Genomic DNA, 16165 nt, shown 5'->3' on the forward strand with positions numbered 1-16165 from the left:
AGGTCAGTTTGACGTCACTTTTGCCCAGGATCGAATTGTGGAAAGTCCTTGAGCTAGCAGCGATTCCGCCTCTGCTGTCGTCTCGGCCTCGACATAGCAGCGCATTTCCGGTGCGTTGCCGGACGGGCGGAAATGAATCGTTCGACCATCGGCAAGGGTAACGCGCAGACCATCGATGTCGCTGACGGCAGCCGGACGGCCAATGGCGGCAAGGAAGCCGCCGAGGTTCTCCGCCCCACCGCGCAGAAACGCCATCAGCCGGCTGCTGGTTTCGACCGGGAAGTGTTCGAGGCGGTCGCTAAGCGCGACCGGAAGACGATAGGACGCGGCCAGCGCCGAGAGGGTCATCCGGGCTTCGGCGGCGCGCCCAAGCACGGCGAGGATCGGCAGGAAGCTGTCACGGGTGGGCAAAGCCTTGAGAACACCATTGCCGACGGAGAAGTCGCTCGCGGTCAACGTGCCGCCATTGGCCTCGAAGCCGGCCACCTTCGTGCGGCCTTCCGCAACTGCCTGCGCCATTCCGGCGATGACATAGGGCGAACCGACCCGGGTGCGGATGACCGACAGACCTTCGGCTCGTTCGAGACCCGAATTGGAGGTGACCGGCGTCACGGCGATCTGGGCACCGAGGAACTCGCAGGCGACGAGGCCCAACAGGTCGCCACGAAGCGGCGCGCCCTTTTCATCGGCAACCAGCGGCCGGTCACCGTCGCCATCGGCCGAGACGATCGCATCCAGGCGATGTTCAGGCGCCCAGGCGGTAAGCTTGGCGAGCGTTTTAGGCGAAACCGCCTCGGTATCGACAGGCACGAAGTCCTCGGATCGGCCGAGAGCGACCGTCTCGGCGCCGAGATGCGTCAGCAACTCGACGAGCAGATCGCGGGCTACCGTGCTGTGCTGATAGACGCCGATGCGCAAGCCGCCAAGCGAACCGGGTGGCAACAGGTCCCTGTTGCGCTGGAGGAACAGATCTGCGGCCGACGCCGCATGGTCTTCACCGGAGCCGGCCGAAGGCACGGCCTCGCCGGCAATGGCGTCGGCAATGGAACTGATCGCCAGTTCGTCGTTCTTGTCGATCTCACCGTCGGGCCGGTAGAATTTGATGCCGTTGCGATCAGCGGGAATATGCGAGCCGGTGATCATCAGGCCCGCAGCTTTGTGGACGAGGCCATAAAGCGCCAGTGCCGGGGTCGGAACAGTGCCGCAATCGAACACGCGAAAGCCTTCGCTCTTCAGCGCATCGGCGCAAACCCCCGCAATTTCAGGACTGGAATCGCGAAAGTCGCGAGCGATCAGGATCGGATCCCCGGCCTTCGCCTGCTCGGAGGCGATCAGGTGCCGCGCGAAGGCCTTCGCATAGCGTGCAGACGGCTCGCCTTTCAGCTCCTCGGACAGGCCGCGCAGACCGCTGGTACCGAACTTCAATTGCATCTTATACTCCGTGAATGCCAACGAACGGCAATAGGCAAGAATAACAGTGACATGGCAAACGCGCCGGTGCATTCTATACCGAACGGCAGACGGCGTGGAAATCCGGCCATCGGCCGAACGGATCCGCACCATTTCGCCATGAATAAACCAAGAAAAAAACACCTAATGTGAAGCAGGGACACAACCGGAAAGCAACCCTTTCGGAAAGTGAGGAAAGCATGACGGGATTTCGGAATTTCGTTGTCGGTTGCGCCTTAGCCGCCGCCTCCCTGATGACCTCGGTCGGGCCTGCCCTGGCCATGCCGCTGTCAGGCCACGACGTTCAAATCAGGGCGCAAGGCGATGTCCAAAAGGCCCAATATTACCCGTACAGGCGATACGGAGGCGTTATGTATCCCAACGGCTGGCGTGGCGGATGGGGCGGTGGCTGGGGCCCCGGCTACTACGGCGGAGGCTGGGGCGGCCCGTATTATGGTGGCTCGGGCTTCAGCCTCTATTTCGGACCGGGCTATGGAGGCTACTACAACAATTATCCCCGCCGCTACTACCGCGAGCGCTACTACTACCGCGACAACTATGTTCGCGGCGGCACCAACGCGCATGTGAGCTGGTGCCTTTCGCGCTACCGCTCCTACAATCCGGCAACCAACCGGTTCCTCACCTATCAGGGTGTCTATCGCGCCTGCTACTCGCCCTATCGATAGGTCACGCCCAAGCGGCGCAGCGCCGGCGTTGCGCCGCTTTACCAACTCCAATTTCTTGGAAAGGCTGGTTAAGCAGCAATTAACCTCGCCATCATACCGTTTCATCACGCTCGCAACTCTTTGCCGGAATGAAATGATGCTGCTCCCGACCCAGCAATCCAACGCCACCGCGACGACCAACCTGGTCGGCTCGATCCTGAAGGATATCGAGAAGCGCCAGGCGGAAGAGGACGAAAAGGCGAAAGGCACCAAGGACGACAAGATCCTGAAGGCCCAGGTGAAGTCGGACGACGCCCAGAAGGCAGCCAATACCAAGATCAACGATCATTTCTTCAATCAGGCAGGAAACGATGCCAATAACAACCGGATGGTGCTCATCCGGGAAGTCGGCGAGTTCTTCGACCTGAAGCGAGAGGATTTCAAATCCGATTTCGCCTTTGGCAGCGCACTGTCAAAGATCGTCGAGGACCTGCCACCGGCAACCGTTCGTGACATCGAAAAGAAGCTGGGGCTGACGGATATCGATGTCTCGCTGAACGAACTGATCGAGGCGATCAAGGACCCCGAGGGCAGCCGGGGCAAGAAGCTGGACGAGGCTCTCGACAGCAAGGGGTCTGCGAACACCGGCCAAAGCAACGGCGCTACGAAGGCGATACAGCGTCTTGCAGATGCTGCAGAGGCGAAGTCGCTGGACGAACTGCAACTGGACAGCCTGACTGGTGACCTGACTCGCGTCACCGACACCGAGACACTCGCCGAGCAGCAGAAAGAGTTACAAGCGCTTCAGGCCAAGGACAATCTGGAAGACGTGCAAGACGCGCGCGAGGCCGAAGCCGAGCGCCCGCTGCCGGTTCGGATCGACGAGATCGGTCGCTACAGCCTCGCCAGCCAGACGTTTATCGCCGCCTGATCATTTCCGACGGACGATACCCAGCCGGGCCATGACCTGGTTGGGTATGCCATAGCGCCGGATAGCGTCGCGGCTATCGCGCAGGCCGCAGATCTCGCGCTGGATAAAAAACGCCCAGACCGCGTCAGCCGCATCGTCGAGCAACCGCTCGCGCAGCTCCGGCGTCGTTTCATTCCGCTCGAGCGCCTGCAATGCCGCGATCGCCTTTTCGACCTTGAGGCCATGCCGCCCGAGCGCGTCGGCACGCTCCGAAAGCAATTCGTATTCGAGAGCGCTGAGGGCACCCGCAGCCGAATAGGAGGGGTTCAGGGATCTTGGAGGGCGAACGGTCATCCGAAACTCCATGGCTCCAACACGGATAGCGCCACGCGTTGACTACAGCGCCGCGCGTCTTATTGGACGCGCAAAGGTCGCTGTAGCACTTTGAATTGCTGCATGTTTTTATCCTTAAATCGAATAGGATTTAAGGAAACATGCAGTAACACGCGCAACTGCGGTTGCAGCGTGCATCTTGCCGCCGGATCGGTCGCGATGCAAAGGGTTCGTGCGGCAACGGGTCTTTGCGCGCCCAGGCGACAAGGCACTGCGACCTCCGTCGCACCCCATCGCATGGTTAAGATTTCATAAACCTGTCTCGCCTAACATCGAAGCATCATGCCGATTCCCGTATCCGCACCTTAGCTGCGGCAGGTCTGGCCGGTTGGCCGAGACGCGCATGAGGCGCCAGCCCGAACCGAAGTGACAACCTGCCCGACGGACGGTCGAGGTGATCCGTGGAACGGCGTGAAATGCGGATGCCGGCTGTCAACGGCCGCGCGCCAACGCGAGGGTCAAGCGAGAGGGAGACCAGAATGCTGACATCCATTCTCACGGTCAAAACCGCGACCGGACTTGCCGAGGAGGCAAGCGCTCGGCCCCAACAACCGGCAGCGCCTCTTACTGCCGCCCAGCGCGGCGAAGCGATCCAGAAGGTCCTCGACGCGCTGACCCGGCATCTCGCAGGCCGCGAGATCCTATCCAAGGACGCGCTTGTGCGGCTGATGGAGGACCTTGCCCGCATCCTGAAATTCCCGCCGCTGCCACAGGAAGGCGGGCGCGACTTCGTGCGACGGCTCGTCACCTTTCTTGAATCGATGCCGATGCCGGAACGCCTGGCGCTTGAGCGGCAACTGGGCGGTCGCAGCCTGGCGCTACGGGTCGGTATCCTTGCAGACCTGCCGGCCATCCGAAATGGTGCGGCGCCACCCTCCATGGGCGCCGCATTGCCCGGCCTCAGCAACCCATCCCTGCAGCCAGCCATCCCGCTGCATCTGGCCGCCGCCAGCGCACCGGCTGCAAGCGAGGTCGCCATGCTGCAGACCGCGCTGAAAAAAACTTTTGGCGTCGGCAGCGAGAGTGACACGTCGAGTCTCGCATCGGAGGAGATGGACGCGACACCACCTGCTGAAGACGCAGCAACGGTTCGGCCTCAGACTTCGCCAGAGCGGGGAGAACCGAGAGCGATGCCCGGCAGGCTGCCTTCGCTTGATGGCCCCGAGATCGAAGCCCTGGCCGCCATCATCAATGGCGACACCGACCCCGAACTCGTCGATCCGGAGGTTGTTACCGGCAAGGCAGCGGTCGATGATGAGGAAAATGCGTCGCCGCACCCTGCCGCCGCGGCTGACGATACCGATTTGCCCGCAAAGGCCAAGGAAGCAGAGCTGCGCAACGGCACCGCCCGGACGGATGCGGGCACCGAGGCTGGCCACGCCGACGAAGGCGAGGAGCCAGACGGCACCTATGGCCCGCTGCGCGACGGCGAGGATCAGCTGCAGAACGACAGGGCAACGACGCGCGGCAACGAGAGCCGTACGGACCGCGCGCTTTCGGACGCGCTGAAGACGATCGTGCGCGATACGCTCGGCCTGCCGGGAGAACCTGCAGGCGCCGACCGACCCGAAGGGATCGCACCCGAACTCGAAAGCGCCGAAGCCGACGCAGCAGCGAGCCATACAGAGACGGATGGCACGGAGCCGGGCCGCGCAAACCCGCTCCGCCCCCGCGATACGGCTGCAGGCGCTGAGCTTGCCGCCCTGAGCGTTGCGGAAGACCAGACGGAGCCACCAGGCCCGGCGGGCGCCACCGCCGTCCAGCGCGCCCAGAGGCCGACGGTCGACCCGGCGATGCAACAGGCGATCGCACGGTTGATCGAAAACGGGCTGCCGCGCGAAGCGATACCCTTTGCTATGATCCCCTATCCGATCGCAGTTGAGGACGTGAAGAGCGAGGCGGAAAAGAGCGAGCGCGACGATGGCAGAGGCGAAGGCGGCGAAGAGCCGAACGGCGACCACGAAGCGGCGCAGGGCGACGGCGGAGCCGCACGGGACGAAGCCACGCAAGATGAGCAGCAGACCGAAGGCGGCAGGGGTGAAACGGGCGGCGAATGGAACGCCGAGCCCGATGTCTACGAACTCTATCGCAAGCTCGGCGGTCTTGGCTGACCCTCCGGACTGATCGCCGAAAGCATGTCGCGCAAAAGTGTGCAGTTGGTCCTGCGAGAACGACGTGCGCAAATCAAGAGCTGAAAGTGCCGCAAGCGAATCCTAGAGATCGCGATACGCGTTAGATCGGGTCGACTTCAGAAGAGCGATCCAGAAAACCAAGGACACTGCAGCCGAACGAAACGCTCACAAGCAAAAAGCCCGCGGAGATCGCTCTCCGCGGGCCTTTTTCATTTCAGGCGTCAGCGAACGATTACTCGTTGGTCTGGCGGTTCTTCAGAGCGGCGCCGAGAATGTCGCCAAGCGAAGCGCCCGAGTCGGACGAACCGAACTGAGCAACGGCTTCCTTCTCTTCCGCGATTTCCAGAGCCTTGATCGACAGCTGGATCTTGCGGTCCTTCTTGGAGAAGTTGGTGACGCGTGCGTCGACAACCTGGCCAACCGAGAAACGCTCCGGACGCTGTTCGTCACGGTCACGCGACAGATCGGCGCGGCGGATGAACGCAGTGATGTCCTCGTGGTTGACGAGCTTCACTTCGATACCACCGTCGTTGACGGCGATGATCTCGGCCGAAACAACAGCGTTCTTGCGCAGTTCGCCCGAAGCAGCGGCGTCGCCAACTGCATCCTTGCCGAGCTGCTTGATACCGAGCGAGATGCGCTCCTTGTCGACGTCGACGTCGAGAACAACGGCGCGAACGACGTCGCCCTTGTTGAACTCTTCGATGACCTGCTCGCCCGGACGGTTCCAGTCGAGGTCGGAAAGGTGCACCATGCCGTCAACGTCGCCGTCGAGGCCGATGAACAGGCCGAATTCGGTCTTGTTCTTGACTTCGCCTTCAACTTCGGTGCCAGCCGGATGGCTATGCGCGAATGCCTGCCACGGGTTCTCGAGCGTCTGCTTGAGGCCGAGCGAGATACGACGCTTGGTCGGATCGACTTCGAGAACGACAACGTCGACTTCCTGGCTCGTGGACAGGATCTTGCCGGGGTGTACGTTCTTCTTGGTCCAGGACATTTCGGAGATGTGGATCAGGCCTTCGATGCCCGGCTCCAGCTCGACGAACGCACCGTAGTCGGTGATGTTCGTGACGGTACCCGAGATCTTCTTGCCAACCGGATACTTCGCACCGATGCCATCCCACGGATCCGACTCGAGCTGTTTCATGCCGAGCGAGATGCGGTGGGTTTCCTGGTTGATACGGATGATCTGAACCTTGACCTGCTGGCCGATGTTCAGGATCTCCGACGGATGGTTCACGCGGCGCCATGCCATGTCGGTGACATGGAGCAGACCGTCGATGCCGCCGAGGTCGACGAACGCACCGTAATCGGTGATGTTCTTGACGACGCCTTCGACAACCTGGCCTTCTTCAAGGTTCTGAACGATTTCAGAACGCTGTTCAGCACGGGATTCTTCCAGAACGGTACGACGCGAAACGACGATGTTGCCGCGACGCTTGTCCATCTTGAGGATTTCGAAGGGCTGCGGGTTGTGCATCAGCGGGGTCACGTCGCGGATCGGACGGATGTCGACCTGCGAACGCGGCAGGAAGGCGACGGCGCCGTCGAGATCGACGGTGAAGCCACCCTTGACCTGGTTGAAGATGATGCCTTCGACGCGTTCGCCGGCTTCGAACTTCACTTCCAGGCGCATCCAGCTTTCTTCGCGGCGAGCCTTTTCGCGCGAGAGAACAGCTTCGCCAAGCGCGTTTTCGATGCGCTCAACGTAGACTTCGACTTCGTCGCCGACCTTGAGCGAGCCGTCCTTGGCCTTCGCGCCGAATTCCTTCAGAGCGATGCGGCCTTCGACCTTCAGACCGACGTCGACAACGGCGACGTCCTTTTCGATGGCCGTGACGATGCCCTTGGCAACATAGCCTTCGGCAAGATCGGTCTTCGCGAAGGATTCTTCGAGAAGCGCTGCGAAATCATCACGGGTTGGGTTGGTAGCAGACATGGAATCTCCTGATGCATCTCTAAATGAGAGACGCACATGCGCCGGGGGTTGGTGTTGAACAGGCCTGAACCCAGTCCGCCCCATCAAAGGGACAATCCGGCGCGTGGACGGAATTTCAGGCTTATGCAAGAAGAGCGATCCTGACAGTGTCGCGAAAAGGCTCTTCTTCAGATCTTCTTGATCAGGGCCGCATCGATCAAAGACTTCGCGGACTGAAACGCCGCCTCTATACTCATTTCAGACGTATCAAGCAAGTGCGCGTCGTCGGCGGGGCGCAAAGGACTGTCGGCCCGACCCATATCGCGCTCGTCGCGCTTCTTCACATCGTCGAAGATCGCCGCGTAATCGGCGGCGGCGCCGTTGCCGACGATCTCGTCATAGCGGCGTTTCGCGCGCACTTCCGGCGATGCGGTGACATAGAGCTTCACCGCCGCATCCGGGCAGACGACGGTGCCGATATCGCGACCGTCGAGCACGGTGCCCGGCTCTTTCCTCGAAAACGCCCTCTGCGCCTCGACCAGCGCGCGACGCACGGCCGGCATGACGGCAATCTTCGACGCCGCCTCGCCGATCGCGTGTGCCGACAGCACAGAGCGATCGAGGCCTGCCAGTTCGACATTCAGCGCCATGCGTTCGGCCACCGCCTCATCGTCGAGCGGCAGGCCGGCATCAAGCAGCGCCTTCGCCGTGGCGCGGTAGGTCAACCCGGTATCGAGGTGGTGAAAGCCGTACTCTTCGGCGATCTGGCGCGAGAGCGTGCCCTTGCCTGCCGCTGCGGGTCCGTCGATGGCGATGATGATCATAGGTGGTCCTGCAATCGATGTTGTTGCTGGCCTTTAGATCAAATTCGCAGGCGAATCCATGCTCATCCGATGCTCCGTCACCCTTTGCCGGCAGACCTCGCGCGCATGACGATCGCAGATACATTCACCATGGCCAGCAACAGGCTACCGACAAAAGCCAGCGAAGGCAGAACCGGGCCTACCGGAAACGACTTTCCCTTATCCCAATAGACCCTAACGCCGCCAAAGAGGTCAGACAAGGTTTGCACGCTTTGGAAAAGCCCGAACACGGCAACCAAAAGCCAGAACAAGAGCATACCCCTTGAACCCCGAACCAGTTTCATTCTGATCAGGCGCGCAAAATCGAGTAACTTCAGCGGTGGATTCAATCCCGATACAACAGGTGCGAGCGGCGCGCGATCCAGCATGCGTTGCCGCGTTCGGCGTATCCTTGCAATGAAAAGCACATTGAACGAAATCAGGGCAACGGCAATGACGCTTGCGGCGCCATTGTTTAGTCCGCCGGCCCAACGGTAGCCATCCGCCAACACGGCAATAATGACGCTAACAAACAGCGCACAAAAGCCATACCCGTTGTCGACTCCAATCGACGCAAACTGTTTCGCGGTCAGCATTACCGGGTTCGGCCAGTTCCGCGGCCAATAGAAAACCGAGCCGTCATCCAGCGTCTTCCAGTTCCGGGCATTGCGCGGCGGTTTGAACGGCTCGGGCGCCTGGGATGATCGTCTGGCTCCCGCAAGCATCCATTCGATCCGACGCTCTGTGCGGCGGAAATAGAGGTAGAAGGCCGCCACCCCAAAAAGAAGCGCGGCGACAGGTATCGCAAGCGAGACCTCTCCATGGCCCGCGAAAACGCCGAGCACAACCGTTGGAATCAAGGTCAGGAACGACACAAGCGGGATCATGAACCTAAACCGCACGATGCGGCCGAGTGTCTGCTCATCGATGATAAACGTCGGCCCGGAAGGCGACCGGCGATAGAGGATCGTTCCGTCCTCTCGTTTCTCCCAATTCAAGCCGCGGTCAAACATGAAATCTTCTCCTCAAACGGCGCATAGGCCGGTGCCACGCCTCGACACACGTCAGAAGGCCATTCGGCCGCACGTCCAGGCTGCAATCACCATTCAATGCACCTAGAGGATTACTAATTTCTTTCCTTTTTTCCGCGGCGCCACGCCTTGAGATGGACGCGCAGCACGTATCCCGAGACGATGGCCAGTGCGGCGGCTTTTATCGAGCTGCCACCTTTATCGACTAAGTCCGGATGGCCGACGATCTTGGCGATGACAACAGTAGCGTAGGTGAAAAAAACCATTCCGGACAAAACGATGCCGCATAGCATCGTCATTTTGTCGTCGAACCAAAGTTCCCGAACGTACTCGAGGGTCGATGGCTGCACCGATAGTGGACCACTCTCAATATGGCGCGGCGCATTCGCCAAAATTTCTCGTAACCGCTGTCGGGCAGTGACAATAACCCCTGCGCTCACCACGACAGCAAACACAACGAAAACGACGGGTATTGCAGGTTGCTTCGCCCAAAGGCCAAAGAGAGGCGCCGCGAAAAGGAAGAAAGCAATGGGCACCACCCAGCACTTCCCAGTCAACCGGCTCAGCTCATCGAGCTCGTCTTCCGTAACGACAACCGCGGGCGCTCGCAAATTTTGCCGATAGCTTATCCTGCCGTCATCATGGCGGCGTACCAGTTTGAATCGATCGTCCACCGACATAGGCATATCCTCAACCAGTCAAACCATAGCCGATGGTCGTTACCGACGGGTCGCGCCGGCCTTTAGGATTTTACCGATGCATCATTCGATCGCAGCGCCCAGCCCGGCCATTAGCTCCAGAAACCCGGGAAAGCTGGTGGCGATCATCGTCGCGTCGTCGACGGTGACGGGGTGCTCCGAGGCAAGGCCCATGACGAGGAAGCTCATGGCGATGCGGTGGTCGAGATGGGTGGCGACGGCGGCGGCGGCATTGCCGAGACCCTTGCCGCCGGGGCGACCGTGCACGACGAGGGCGGCAGGTGCCTCCTCGCAATCGACGCCGGTGAGCTTGAGCCCGGCAGCAACGGCGGAAAGCCGATCGGATTCCTTGACGCGCAGCTCCTCAAGACCGCTCATGATAGTGCGGCCCTCGGCGAAAGCCGCCGCAACGGCCAGCACCGGGTATTCGTCGATCATCGAGGGAGCGCGATCTTCCGGCACCGTGATGCCCTTCAACTCCGAGTAACGGACGCGCAGGTCCGCCACGTCCTCGCCGCCCGCAGTCCTCGCGTTCAGGACATCTATCTGAGCGCCCATTTCCAGCAGCGTCACGATCAGTCCGGTGCGGATGGGGTTCATCAGCACGTTGAGAATGGTGATGTCGGAACCCGGCACGAGAAGCGCTGCCACCAGTGGAAAGGCCGCCGAGGACGGATCGCCGGGAACATCGATGTCCTGGCCGGTCAGTCTGCCCTGCCCTTCGAGCCGAATGATGCGTTCGCCCTCATTGCCAGTCTCAACCGCCAAGTTCGCGCCGAAGGCCTGCAGCATTCTCTCGGTATGATCGCGGGTGATCACCGGCTCGATCACCGTGGTGATGCCGGGTGCGTTCAGACCCGCGAGCAGCACGGCGGATTTCACCGGGGCCGAGGCCATCGGCACGCGATAGTTCACCGGGTTCGCCGTCTTCGGTCCGCGCAACGTCACCGGCAGGCGGCCGCCTTCGGCCGACGCCACCTGAACGCCCATCTGGCGCAGCGGATCGAGTACGCGGCCCATCGGACGTTTGGAAAGCGAGGCATCGCCGACGAAGGTTGTGGTGAAATCATAAGCGCCGACGAGCCCCATGGTCAGGCGGCAGCTGGTACCGGCATTGCCGAAATCGAGCGGGGCTTCGGGCTCAAGCAGCGCACCGTTGCCGAGACCGTCGACGATCCAGGTGCCGCCTTCCTCGCGCACCGTAGCGCCAAGCGCCCGCATCGCTCGTGCGGTGTTGATGACATCCTCGCCTTCGAGCAGGCCTGCAATGCGCGTCCGGCCGGCCGCAAGCCCGCCGAGCATCAGGGCGCGATGGGAAATCGACTTGTCGCCGCGGATACGCACCGTGCCGCCGAGTGCCTTGGATCTGCGCGCAATGGCAGGCTTTGCGATCAAGCCAGCGGACATATGAACCTTCCTCAAACCTGCGGCCGGAACCATCCATCGCCACAGGCGAAACGGCTACGGAGGCGCGACCACCTTCCGTTGCGTTGCCTAACACAATGCGATTGCGCGATCATCCTCCCGGGCGCAAGAAAAAGCAGGCGGCGCAGGGCTTTCGAGTTTTATCTTTGACAGATGCGGCCAAGATGATTATGGGGACCGGCTAATCATCATAGGCTTGATATCCTTTCCACCCGCCGGCTTTCCGGCAAGCGCCGGTTCGGCCGGCCATTCAAGAGGCTTTGACTGTGGCAAAAGCGGAACTCGGAACAAAGCGCATTGACCCGGAAACGGGGCGCAAATTCTACGATCTGAACCGTGATCCGATCGTTTCCCCCTACAGCGGCAAGTCCTACCCGCTGTCCTTCTTCGAAGAAACCTCGGTTGCCAAGGTGCTCGAGAAGGAAGAGGAAGAGGACGTCGCTGAAGTCGACACCGAGAACACGGAAGTCGAACTCGTATCGCTCGAGGAAGCTGACGACGAAGCAGCCGGCGGCGACGAGATTCCGGATCTGGGCGACGACGAGGTAGAGATCGACGGCGACGACGACGATACCTTCCTGCAGACCGACGACGAAGACGACGACGACGACATGAGCGACCTCATCGGCGTGTCCGACGACGACGACGACGTCTAAGCGCTTAAAATATTACGCGAATGCCTCCCGTCCCCTGCCAAATGGCGTGGACGGGAGCAAATCGGGCCGGAGCCAAATTATTTCCACCGGCCTGACATTTTCGGCTTGCTATCCGCGAAGAGCAGAAGTAATAAGCCGCCACTCGCCGGGCACAACAGCCCGACAAGTTTCCCGGAACCGGCCTTGCCGGACCCGATATGGGGCTATAGCTCAGCTGGGAGAGCGCTTGCATGGCATGCAAGAGGTCAGCGGTTCGATCCCGCTTAGCTCCACCAAATTTCTCCTGAAATACAAACCTTTGAACTGACCGCCTTTCACCATGTTTGGGCCAAACGTCTGCGCATGTCGGCCGGTATATTCCTTTCCGCTTTTTTTCTGGTACCAACGGGAAAATCGAACGGTTCGCTTGCGCAACCGGGTCGAATGCAAGTGCCGGGGGATCAGATGAGTTTTACCGAAACGACCAGAACGTCGTGGTTCGCGCGCCTCAAGAACGGTGTCATCGGCATCTTCATCGGTCTGCTGCTGGTCTTCGGCATGATCTGGCTGCTTGCCTGGAACGAGGGCCGTTCGGTCAAGACCTATCGGGCACTCGTCGAGGGCGCCGGCGCTGTGGTCGACATCGACAGCGGCGCTGTCGAGGCTGGCAACGAGGGCAAGCTGGTTCACATCGCCAGCCGGGTCGAGCCCGTCGGCACGCCGGCCGACAGCCAACTCGGGATCTCCGCGAAGGGGGCTGCGGGCCTGCGCCGCTCGGTCGAGATGTACCAATGGGTCGAGGAAAAGAAGAGCGAGACGCGCAAGACGCTCGGCGGCGGCGAGGAAACGGTCACCACCTATTCCTACACCAAGGAGTGGCGCAGCGACCGCGCCGATTCAGCCGACTTCCGCGACGGCAACGGGCATCAGAACCCGGAAATGCCGATCTCAAGCGAGCGGTTCACCGTCGACCGCGCGATGCTCGGTGCGTTTTCCGTCAACGGCAGGGCCGTTGCCGATCTCGGCCGCGACAGCCCCGTGCAAATGGCGGACACTGACCTGCAGCACCTCGCCGACGCGCTCGACACCAATCGCCCCGTCAAGACCGACGGCCAGACGATCTTCGTCTCCGCCGATCGCCAGAACCCGGCCGTCGGCGATCTGCGCATCGGCTTTACCCGCGAAGACACGGAGACCGCGAGCTTCGTCGCCGCACAGAAAGGTGGCAGCCTTGCCCCCTACCGCACCACGAACGGTCGCGACCTGTTCCTGAGCTCAGCCGGCATCACCAGCGCCGCCGAAATGTTTGACGCCGCCCAGAGCGAGAACACGCTGATTTCCTGGCTGGTTCGGGTGGGCGGACTGATCGGCCTGTTCATCGGCTTCACGCTGATGCTGTCCCTTATCTCCATCATTGCCGACGTCATTCCGGTGCTCGGTTCTGCGGTCGCTTTCGGTACCGGCATCATCGCCGCGATCCTAACGTTGCTCCTCGGCCCTGTCGTCATCGCCGTCGCCTGGTTTGCCTATCGCCCGCTGTTGTCGCTGGCGATCGTCGCAGTCGGCGCGCTCATTGCTTTTGGCATCGGCTATCTGCGTGCCGGCAAGGCAAAGCCGATGTCCGGCGGCGTGCCGGCCTGATGAGCGGCGCAGGGTGTTGATTGGAGCAATTCCAGCAAAAATGCGGAGCGGTTTTGCGTCCGGATTTGCGTAAGAATAACGGGATCGAGCGGCTCCACGATTGCCTGGGTACGGGAGCGCTTTAGCCGGCCGGCCGATCGGCTTTGCGAAATATTAAGGGATCGTAGCGAAGAACACGGGCCTGATGTTTCTGCTTTCCAAGATATTCTGGCTCGTCGCGCAGCCCCTTTCCCTGGCGTTCTTCGCCGTCCTTGCCGGACTGCTGATGACGGCGGCCGGCCTCAGGCGCAGCGGCGTCGCCTTCGGCCTGCTCGGTGCGCTGGTGCTCTTCGTCAGCCTGTTCACGACCTCAGGATCCTATTTCCTGCAGATGCTCGAGGACCACTTCCCGCGGCCGACGGTACCGCCAGCAACCCTCTCCTGCGTCATCGTGCTCGGCGGCGCCTTCGAGAACGAGGTGATGGCGAGCCGTGGCGGCATCGAGTTCAACCAGGCGGCTGACCGCTTCATCGAGACGGCCATGCTGGCGAAGCGCTACCCACAAGCGCGCATCCTGATTTCCGGCGGCGACGGTTCGTTCAGCGGCGCCTATGACGGCGACGCCAAGGCATCGGAAGCCTTCTTTGCCACCTTCGGCATCGGCCCTGAACGGCTGATCCGCGAGGAGCAATCGAGAACGACATTCGAGAATGCCCGCAACACTGAGGCGTTGCTGACGGCAAACAGCCTTGCCAACTGCGCCCTGGTCACGTCGGCCTTCCATATGCCGCGTTCGGTCGGGCTTTTCCGCAAGCTCGGGCTGGAGGTCACTCCCTGGCCGACGGACTACCGCACCAGCGGCACGGTCACGCCCGGCTTCGATTTCACCCAACCCTCGCTCAATGCCCAATTGGCGACGACGGCGGTGCGCGAATGGATCGGGCTGGCGGCCTATTATTTCGGCGGCCGGACGGACAGCCTGCTTCCCGGCGTTTCACCCCCCAACGCTTCACCCCGTTGACGCGGCGGGCCTGGATGCTCCAGCTTGCGATGCGACCGATAACAGCGATGCGCCTATCAACGGAGCGGCCATGACGATCCTGGAAATCCTCGACTATGCGGGTGTTGCCGTCTTTGCCGCAACAGGAGCGCTCTCAGCTTCGCGCAAGCAGCTCGATATCATCGGCTATCTGTTCCTTGCCTCGGTCACCGGTATCGGCGGTGGAACGATGCGCGACGTCATCCTTGGCGCAACGCCGGTGTTCTGGGTGCTCAACCCGACCTACCTTCTGGTTTGCGTCTCGGTGAGCGTCATCCTGTTCTTCACCGCCCACCTGTTCGGCTCGCGTTACCGGGTGCTGGTCTGGCTCGATGCGATCGGCATGTCGGCCTATTGCGTCATGGGTGCTGCCAAGGGGCTGGCGGCAACAGGCTCGCCCGGGGTCGCGCTTGTCACCGGCATGTTGACGGCGACCTTCGGCGGCATATTGCGCGACCTCCTGGCGGGAGAGCCGTCAGTGCTGCTGCGTCCGGAAGTCTATGTGACGGCAGCTCTGGTCGGCTCCGCCGTGTTCGTCGTCGCGACGATGATCGGACTGCCGCTGGCCGCAACATCGGCGCTCGGCGTGGTCTCGGCCTTCACCGTGCGCGCCGGCGCACTCAAACACGGCTGGACGCTGCCCATCGGCAAAGCAAGCCCCGGCCGCGACCCCAACGATGTGATGTAGGAAAAGGTCGCTACGACCGTTCGCGCTTGCGGCGGAGACGAATGACCACGTCAACATGGGCAATTTCCATGCCTTCAGGCGGTTCCGGCAGATTGCCGATCTCGATATTGCTGACGGGAATATCGAGGACTTCGTTCTGGCCCTCGATGAAGAAGTGGTGATGGTCGGAGACGTTGGTGTCGAAGTAGGTCTTGGCGCTTTCCACCGCGAGCACGCGGATCATGCCGGCCTCGGTGAACTGATGCAGCGTGTTGTAGACGGTTGCCAGCGAAACCGGCACGCCGGCGACAACAGCCTCTTCATGTAGTTCTTCAACGGTCAGGTGACGGTCGCCCTTGGCGAAGATCAGATCGGCAAGCGCGACACGCTGACGCGTCGGGCGCAGACCCGAGCTGCGCAATCTCTCTTCCGAACTCACTTCGGTTGCTTTCGTCATCAAGGAGCGTTCCATGGATCCCGTAAAATTTACAATACTTCCGCTGCGATATAACTTTTGCACGCTGCTCTTTCAATAGATTCTAAGGTGCAGAACGGCTGGAATGCCTGAAAAACCGGCCTATTTCAAGGAAGGCTGGTATTTAACTCTGGTCGGACCCACATTGATCCTGTAAGCGACGGCGGAACGATATCGCAATCGAAATGGGCGACGCCGACGTCGGAAACTTCGAAAACGGCCATCGGTGCGCTTCATTTCACAGCGAACTTGCTCTAAAGCAGGTC

15 protein-coding genes and 1 tRNA gene are annotated in these 16165 nt (G+C 61.3%); 8 read left to right on the top strand and 8 right to left on the bottom strand.

Features of this window, described 5'->3' with window-relative positions:
• Nucleotides 1-3: 3 nt before the first annotated feature.
• On the bottom strand, nt 4-1431 hold the full coding sequence (locus ASD00_RS02125) for a phosphomannomutase (RefSeq protein WP_057204347.1): 1428 nt from the start codon (nt 1429-1431) through the stop codon (nt 4-6).
• Between the two features lie 218 nt (nt 1432-1649).
• Between ASD00_RS02125 and ASD00_RS02130 the strand changes: the two genes are divergently transcribed.
• On the top strand, nt 1650-2135 hold the full coding sequence (locus tag ASD00_RS02130; protein WP_025425515.1) for a BA14K family protein: 486 nt from the start codon (nt 1650-1652) through the stop codon (nt 2133-2135).
• 136 nt (nt 2136-2271) lie between these two features.
• Nucleotides 2272-3045, top strand: a complete 774-nt coding sequence (locus tag ASD00_RS02135) for a hypothetical protein (protein ID WP_025425514.1) — start codon at nt 2272-2274, stop codon at nt 3043-3045.
• Here the strand turns inward: ASD00_RS02135 and ASD00_RS02140 are convergent, their stop codons facing one another.
• Nucleotides 3046-3378, bottom strand: a complete 333-nt coding sequence (locus ASD00_RS02140) for a DUF6665 family protein (protein WP_025425513.1) — start codon at nt 3376-3378, stop codon at nt 3046-3048.
• A gap of 518 nt (nt 3379-3896) precedes the next feature.
• Between ASD00_RS02140 and ASD00_RS02145 the strand changes: the two genes are divergently transcribed.
• Nucleotides 3897-5528: a hypothetical protein gene (locus tag ASD00_RS02145; RefSeq protein ID WP_057204352.1), complete on the top strand. Its 1632-nt coding sequence runs from the start codon at nt 3897-3899 to the stop codon at nt 5526-5528.
• Nucleotides 5529-5781: 253 nt separating this feature from the next.
• Here ASD00_RS02145 and rpsA read toward each other — a convergent pair whose 3' ends face one another.
• From rpsA to aroA, 5 genes are all read right to left on the bottom strand, one after another.
• Nucleotides 5782-7488, bottom strand: coding sequence for a 30S ribosomal protein S1 (gene rpsA, locus ASD00_RS02150; protein WP_025425511.1), 1707 nt, complete (start codon nt 7486-7488; stop codon nt 5782-5784).
• Between the two features lie 167 nt (nt 7489-7655).
• The gene (gene cmk / locus ASD00_RS02155) at nt 7656-8291 is read right to left on the bottom strand and encodes a (d)CMP kinase (protein WP_025425510.1); all 636 of its coding nucleotides are present in this window, start codon (nt 8289-8291) and stop codon (nt 7656-7658) included.
• A 77-nt stretch (nt 8292-8368) separates the two neighbouring features.
• The gene (locus tag ASD00_RS02160) at nt 8369-9322 is read right to left on the bottom strand and encodes a hypothetical protein (protein WP_057204354.1); all 954 of its coding nucleotides are present in this window, start codon (nt 9320-9322) and stop codon (nt 8369-8371) included.
• 113 nt (nt 9323-9435) lie between these two features.
• Entirely contained in the window at nt 9436-10020 is a 585-nt protein-coding gene (locus ASD00_RS02165; RefSeq protein ID WP_057204356.1) for a hypothetical protein, read from the bottom strand.
• Nucleotides 10021-10101: 81 nt separating this feature from the next.
• Complete coding sequence (gene aroA, locus ASD00_RS02170) at nt 10102-11445, bottom strand: 3-phosphoshikimate 1-carboxyvinyltransferase (protein ID WP_057204358.1); 1344 nt, start codon at nt 11443-11445, stop codon at nt 10102-10104.
• Nucleotides 11446-11729: 284 nt separating this feature from the next.
• Between aroA and ASD00_RS02175 the strand changes: the two genes are divergently transcribed.
• The 5 genes from ASD00_RS02175 to ASD00_RS02195 all read left to right on the top strand — a co-directional run bounded on the left by ASD00_RS02175 (nt 11730) and on the right by ASD00_RS02195 (nt 15445).
• Nucleotides 11730-12119, top strand: coding sequence for a TIGR02300 family protein (locus tag ASD00_RS02175; protein ID WP_025425506.1), 390 nt, complete (start codon nt 11730-11732; stop codon nt 12117-12119).
• A gap of 199 nt (nt 12120-12318) precedes the next feature.
• Nucleotides 12319-12394, top strand: a tRNA-Ala gene (locus ASD00_RS02180).
• 169 nt (nt 12395-12563) lie between these two features.
• Complete coding sequence (locus tag ASD00_RS02185; protein WP_057204437.1) at nt 12564-13739, top strand: TMEM43 family protein; 1176 nt, start codon at nt 12564-12566, stop codon at nt 13737-13739.
• Between the two features lie 184 nt (nt 13740-13923).
• Nucleotides 13924-14739, top strand: coding sequence for a YdcF family protein (locus ASD00_RS02190; RefSeq protein WP_025425504.1), 816 nt, complete (start codon nt 13924-13926; stop codon nt 14737-14739).
• A gap of 70 nt (nt 14740-14809) precedes the next feature.
• On the top strand, nt 14810-15445 hold the full coding sequence (locus tag ASD00_RS02195) for a trimeric intracellular cation channel family protein (protein ID WP_057204361.1): 636 nt from the start codon (nt 14810-14812) through the stop codon (nt 15443-15445).
• 10 nt (nt 15446-15455) lie between these two features.
• On the opposite strand, the gene irrA is transcribed toward ASD00_RS02195, so the two are convergent.
• Entirely contained in the window at nt 15456-15881 is a 426-nt protein-coding gene (irrA, locus tag ASD00_RS02200) for an iron response transcriptional regulator IrrA (RefSeq protein WP_025425502.1), read from the bottom strand.
• Nucleotides 15882-16165: the final 284 nt, after the last annotated feature.

This window comes from Ensifer sp. Root31, assembly GCF_001424825.1.
GTDB classification, from domain to species: Bacteria; Pseudomonadota; Alphaproteobacteria; order Rhizobiales; family Rhizobiaceae; genus Ensifer; species Ensifer canadensis.

What these genes read in the sequence shown, in the direction of transcription:
- cmk (WP_025425510.1), bottom strand. Translation starts at nt 8,291, where the DNA reads ATGATCATCATCGCCATCGACGGACCCGCAGCGGCAGGCAAGGGCACG.
- ASD00_RS02145 (WP_057204352.1), top strand. Translation starts at nt 3,897, where the DNA reads ATGCTGACATCCATTCTCACGGTCAAAACCGCGACCGGACTTGCCGAG.
- ASD00_RS02165 (WP_057204356.1), bottom strand. Translation starts at nt 10,020, where the DNA reads ATGTCGGTGGACGATCGATTCAAACTGGTACGCCGCCATGATGACGGC.
- ASD00_RS02195 (WP_057204361.1), top strand. Translation starts at nt 14,810, where the DNA reads ATGACGATCCTGGAAATCCTCGACTATGCGGGTGTTGCCGTCTTTGCC.
- aroA (WP_057204358.1), bottom strand. Translation starts at nt 11,445, where the DNA reads ATGTCCGCTGGCTTGATCGCAAAGCCTGCCATTGCGCGCAGATCCAAG.
- ASD00_RS02190 (WP_025425504.1), top strand. Translation starts at nt 13,924, where the DNA reads ATGTTTCTGCTTTCCAAGATATTCTGGCTCGTCGCGCAGCCCCTTTCC.
- ASD00_RS02160 (WP_057204354.1), bottom strand. Translation starts at nt 9,322, where the DNA reads ATGTTTGACCGCGGCTTGAATTGGGAGAAACGAGAGGACGGAACGATC.
- ASD00_RS02125 (WP_057204347.1), bottom strand. Translation starts at nt 1,431, where the DNA reads ATGCAATTGAAGTTCGGTACCAGCGGTCTGCGCGGCCTGTCCGAGGAG.
- ASD00_RS02140 (WP_025425513.1), bottom strand. Translation starts at nt 3,378, where the DNA reads ATGACCGTTCGCCCTCCAAGATCCCTGAACCCCTCCTATTCGGCTGCG.
- ASD00_RS02130 (WP_025425515.1), top strand. Translation starts at nt 1,650, where the DNA reads ATGACGGGATTTCGGAATTTCGTTGTCGGTTGCGCCTTAGCCGCCGCC.
- ASD00_RS02135 (WP_025425514.1), top strand. Translation starts at nt 2,272, where the DNA reads ATGCTGCTCCCGACCCAGCAATCCAACGCCACCGCGACGACCAACCTG.
- ASD00_RS02185 (WP_057204437.1), top strand. Translation starts at nt 12,564, where the DNA reads ATGAGTTTTACCGAAACGACCAGAACGTCGTGGTTCGCGCGCCTCAAG.
- irrA (WP_025425502.1), bottom strand. Translation starts at nt 15,881, where the DNA reads ATGACGAAAGCAACCGAAGTGAGTTCGGAAGAGAGATTGCGCAGCTCG.
- rpsA (WP_025425511.1), bottom strand. Translation starts at nt 7,488, where the DNA reads ATGTCTGCTACCAACCCAACCCGTGATGATTTCGCAGCGCTTCTCGAA.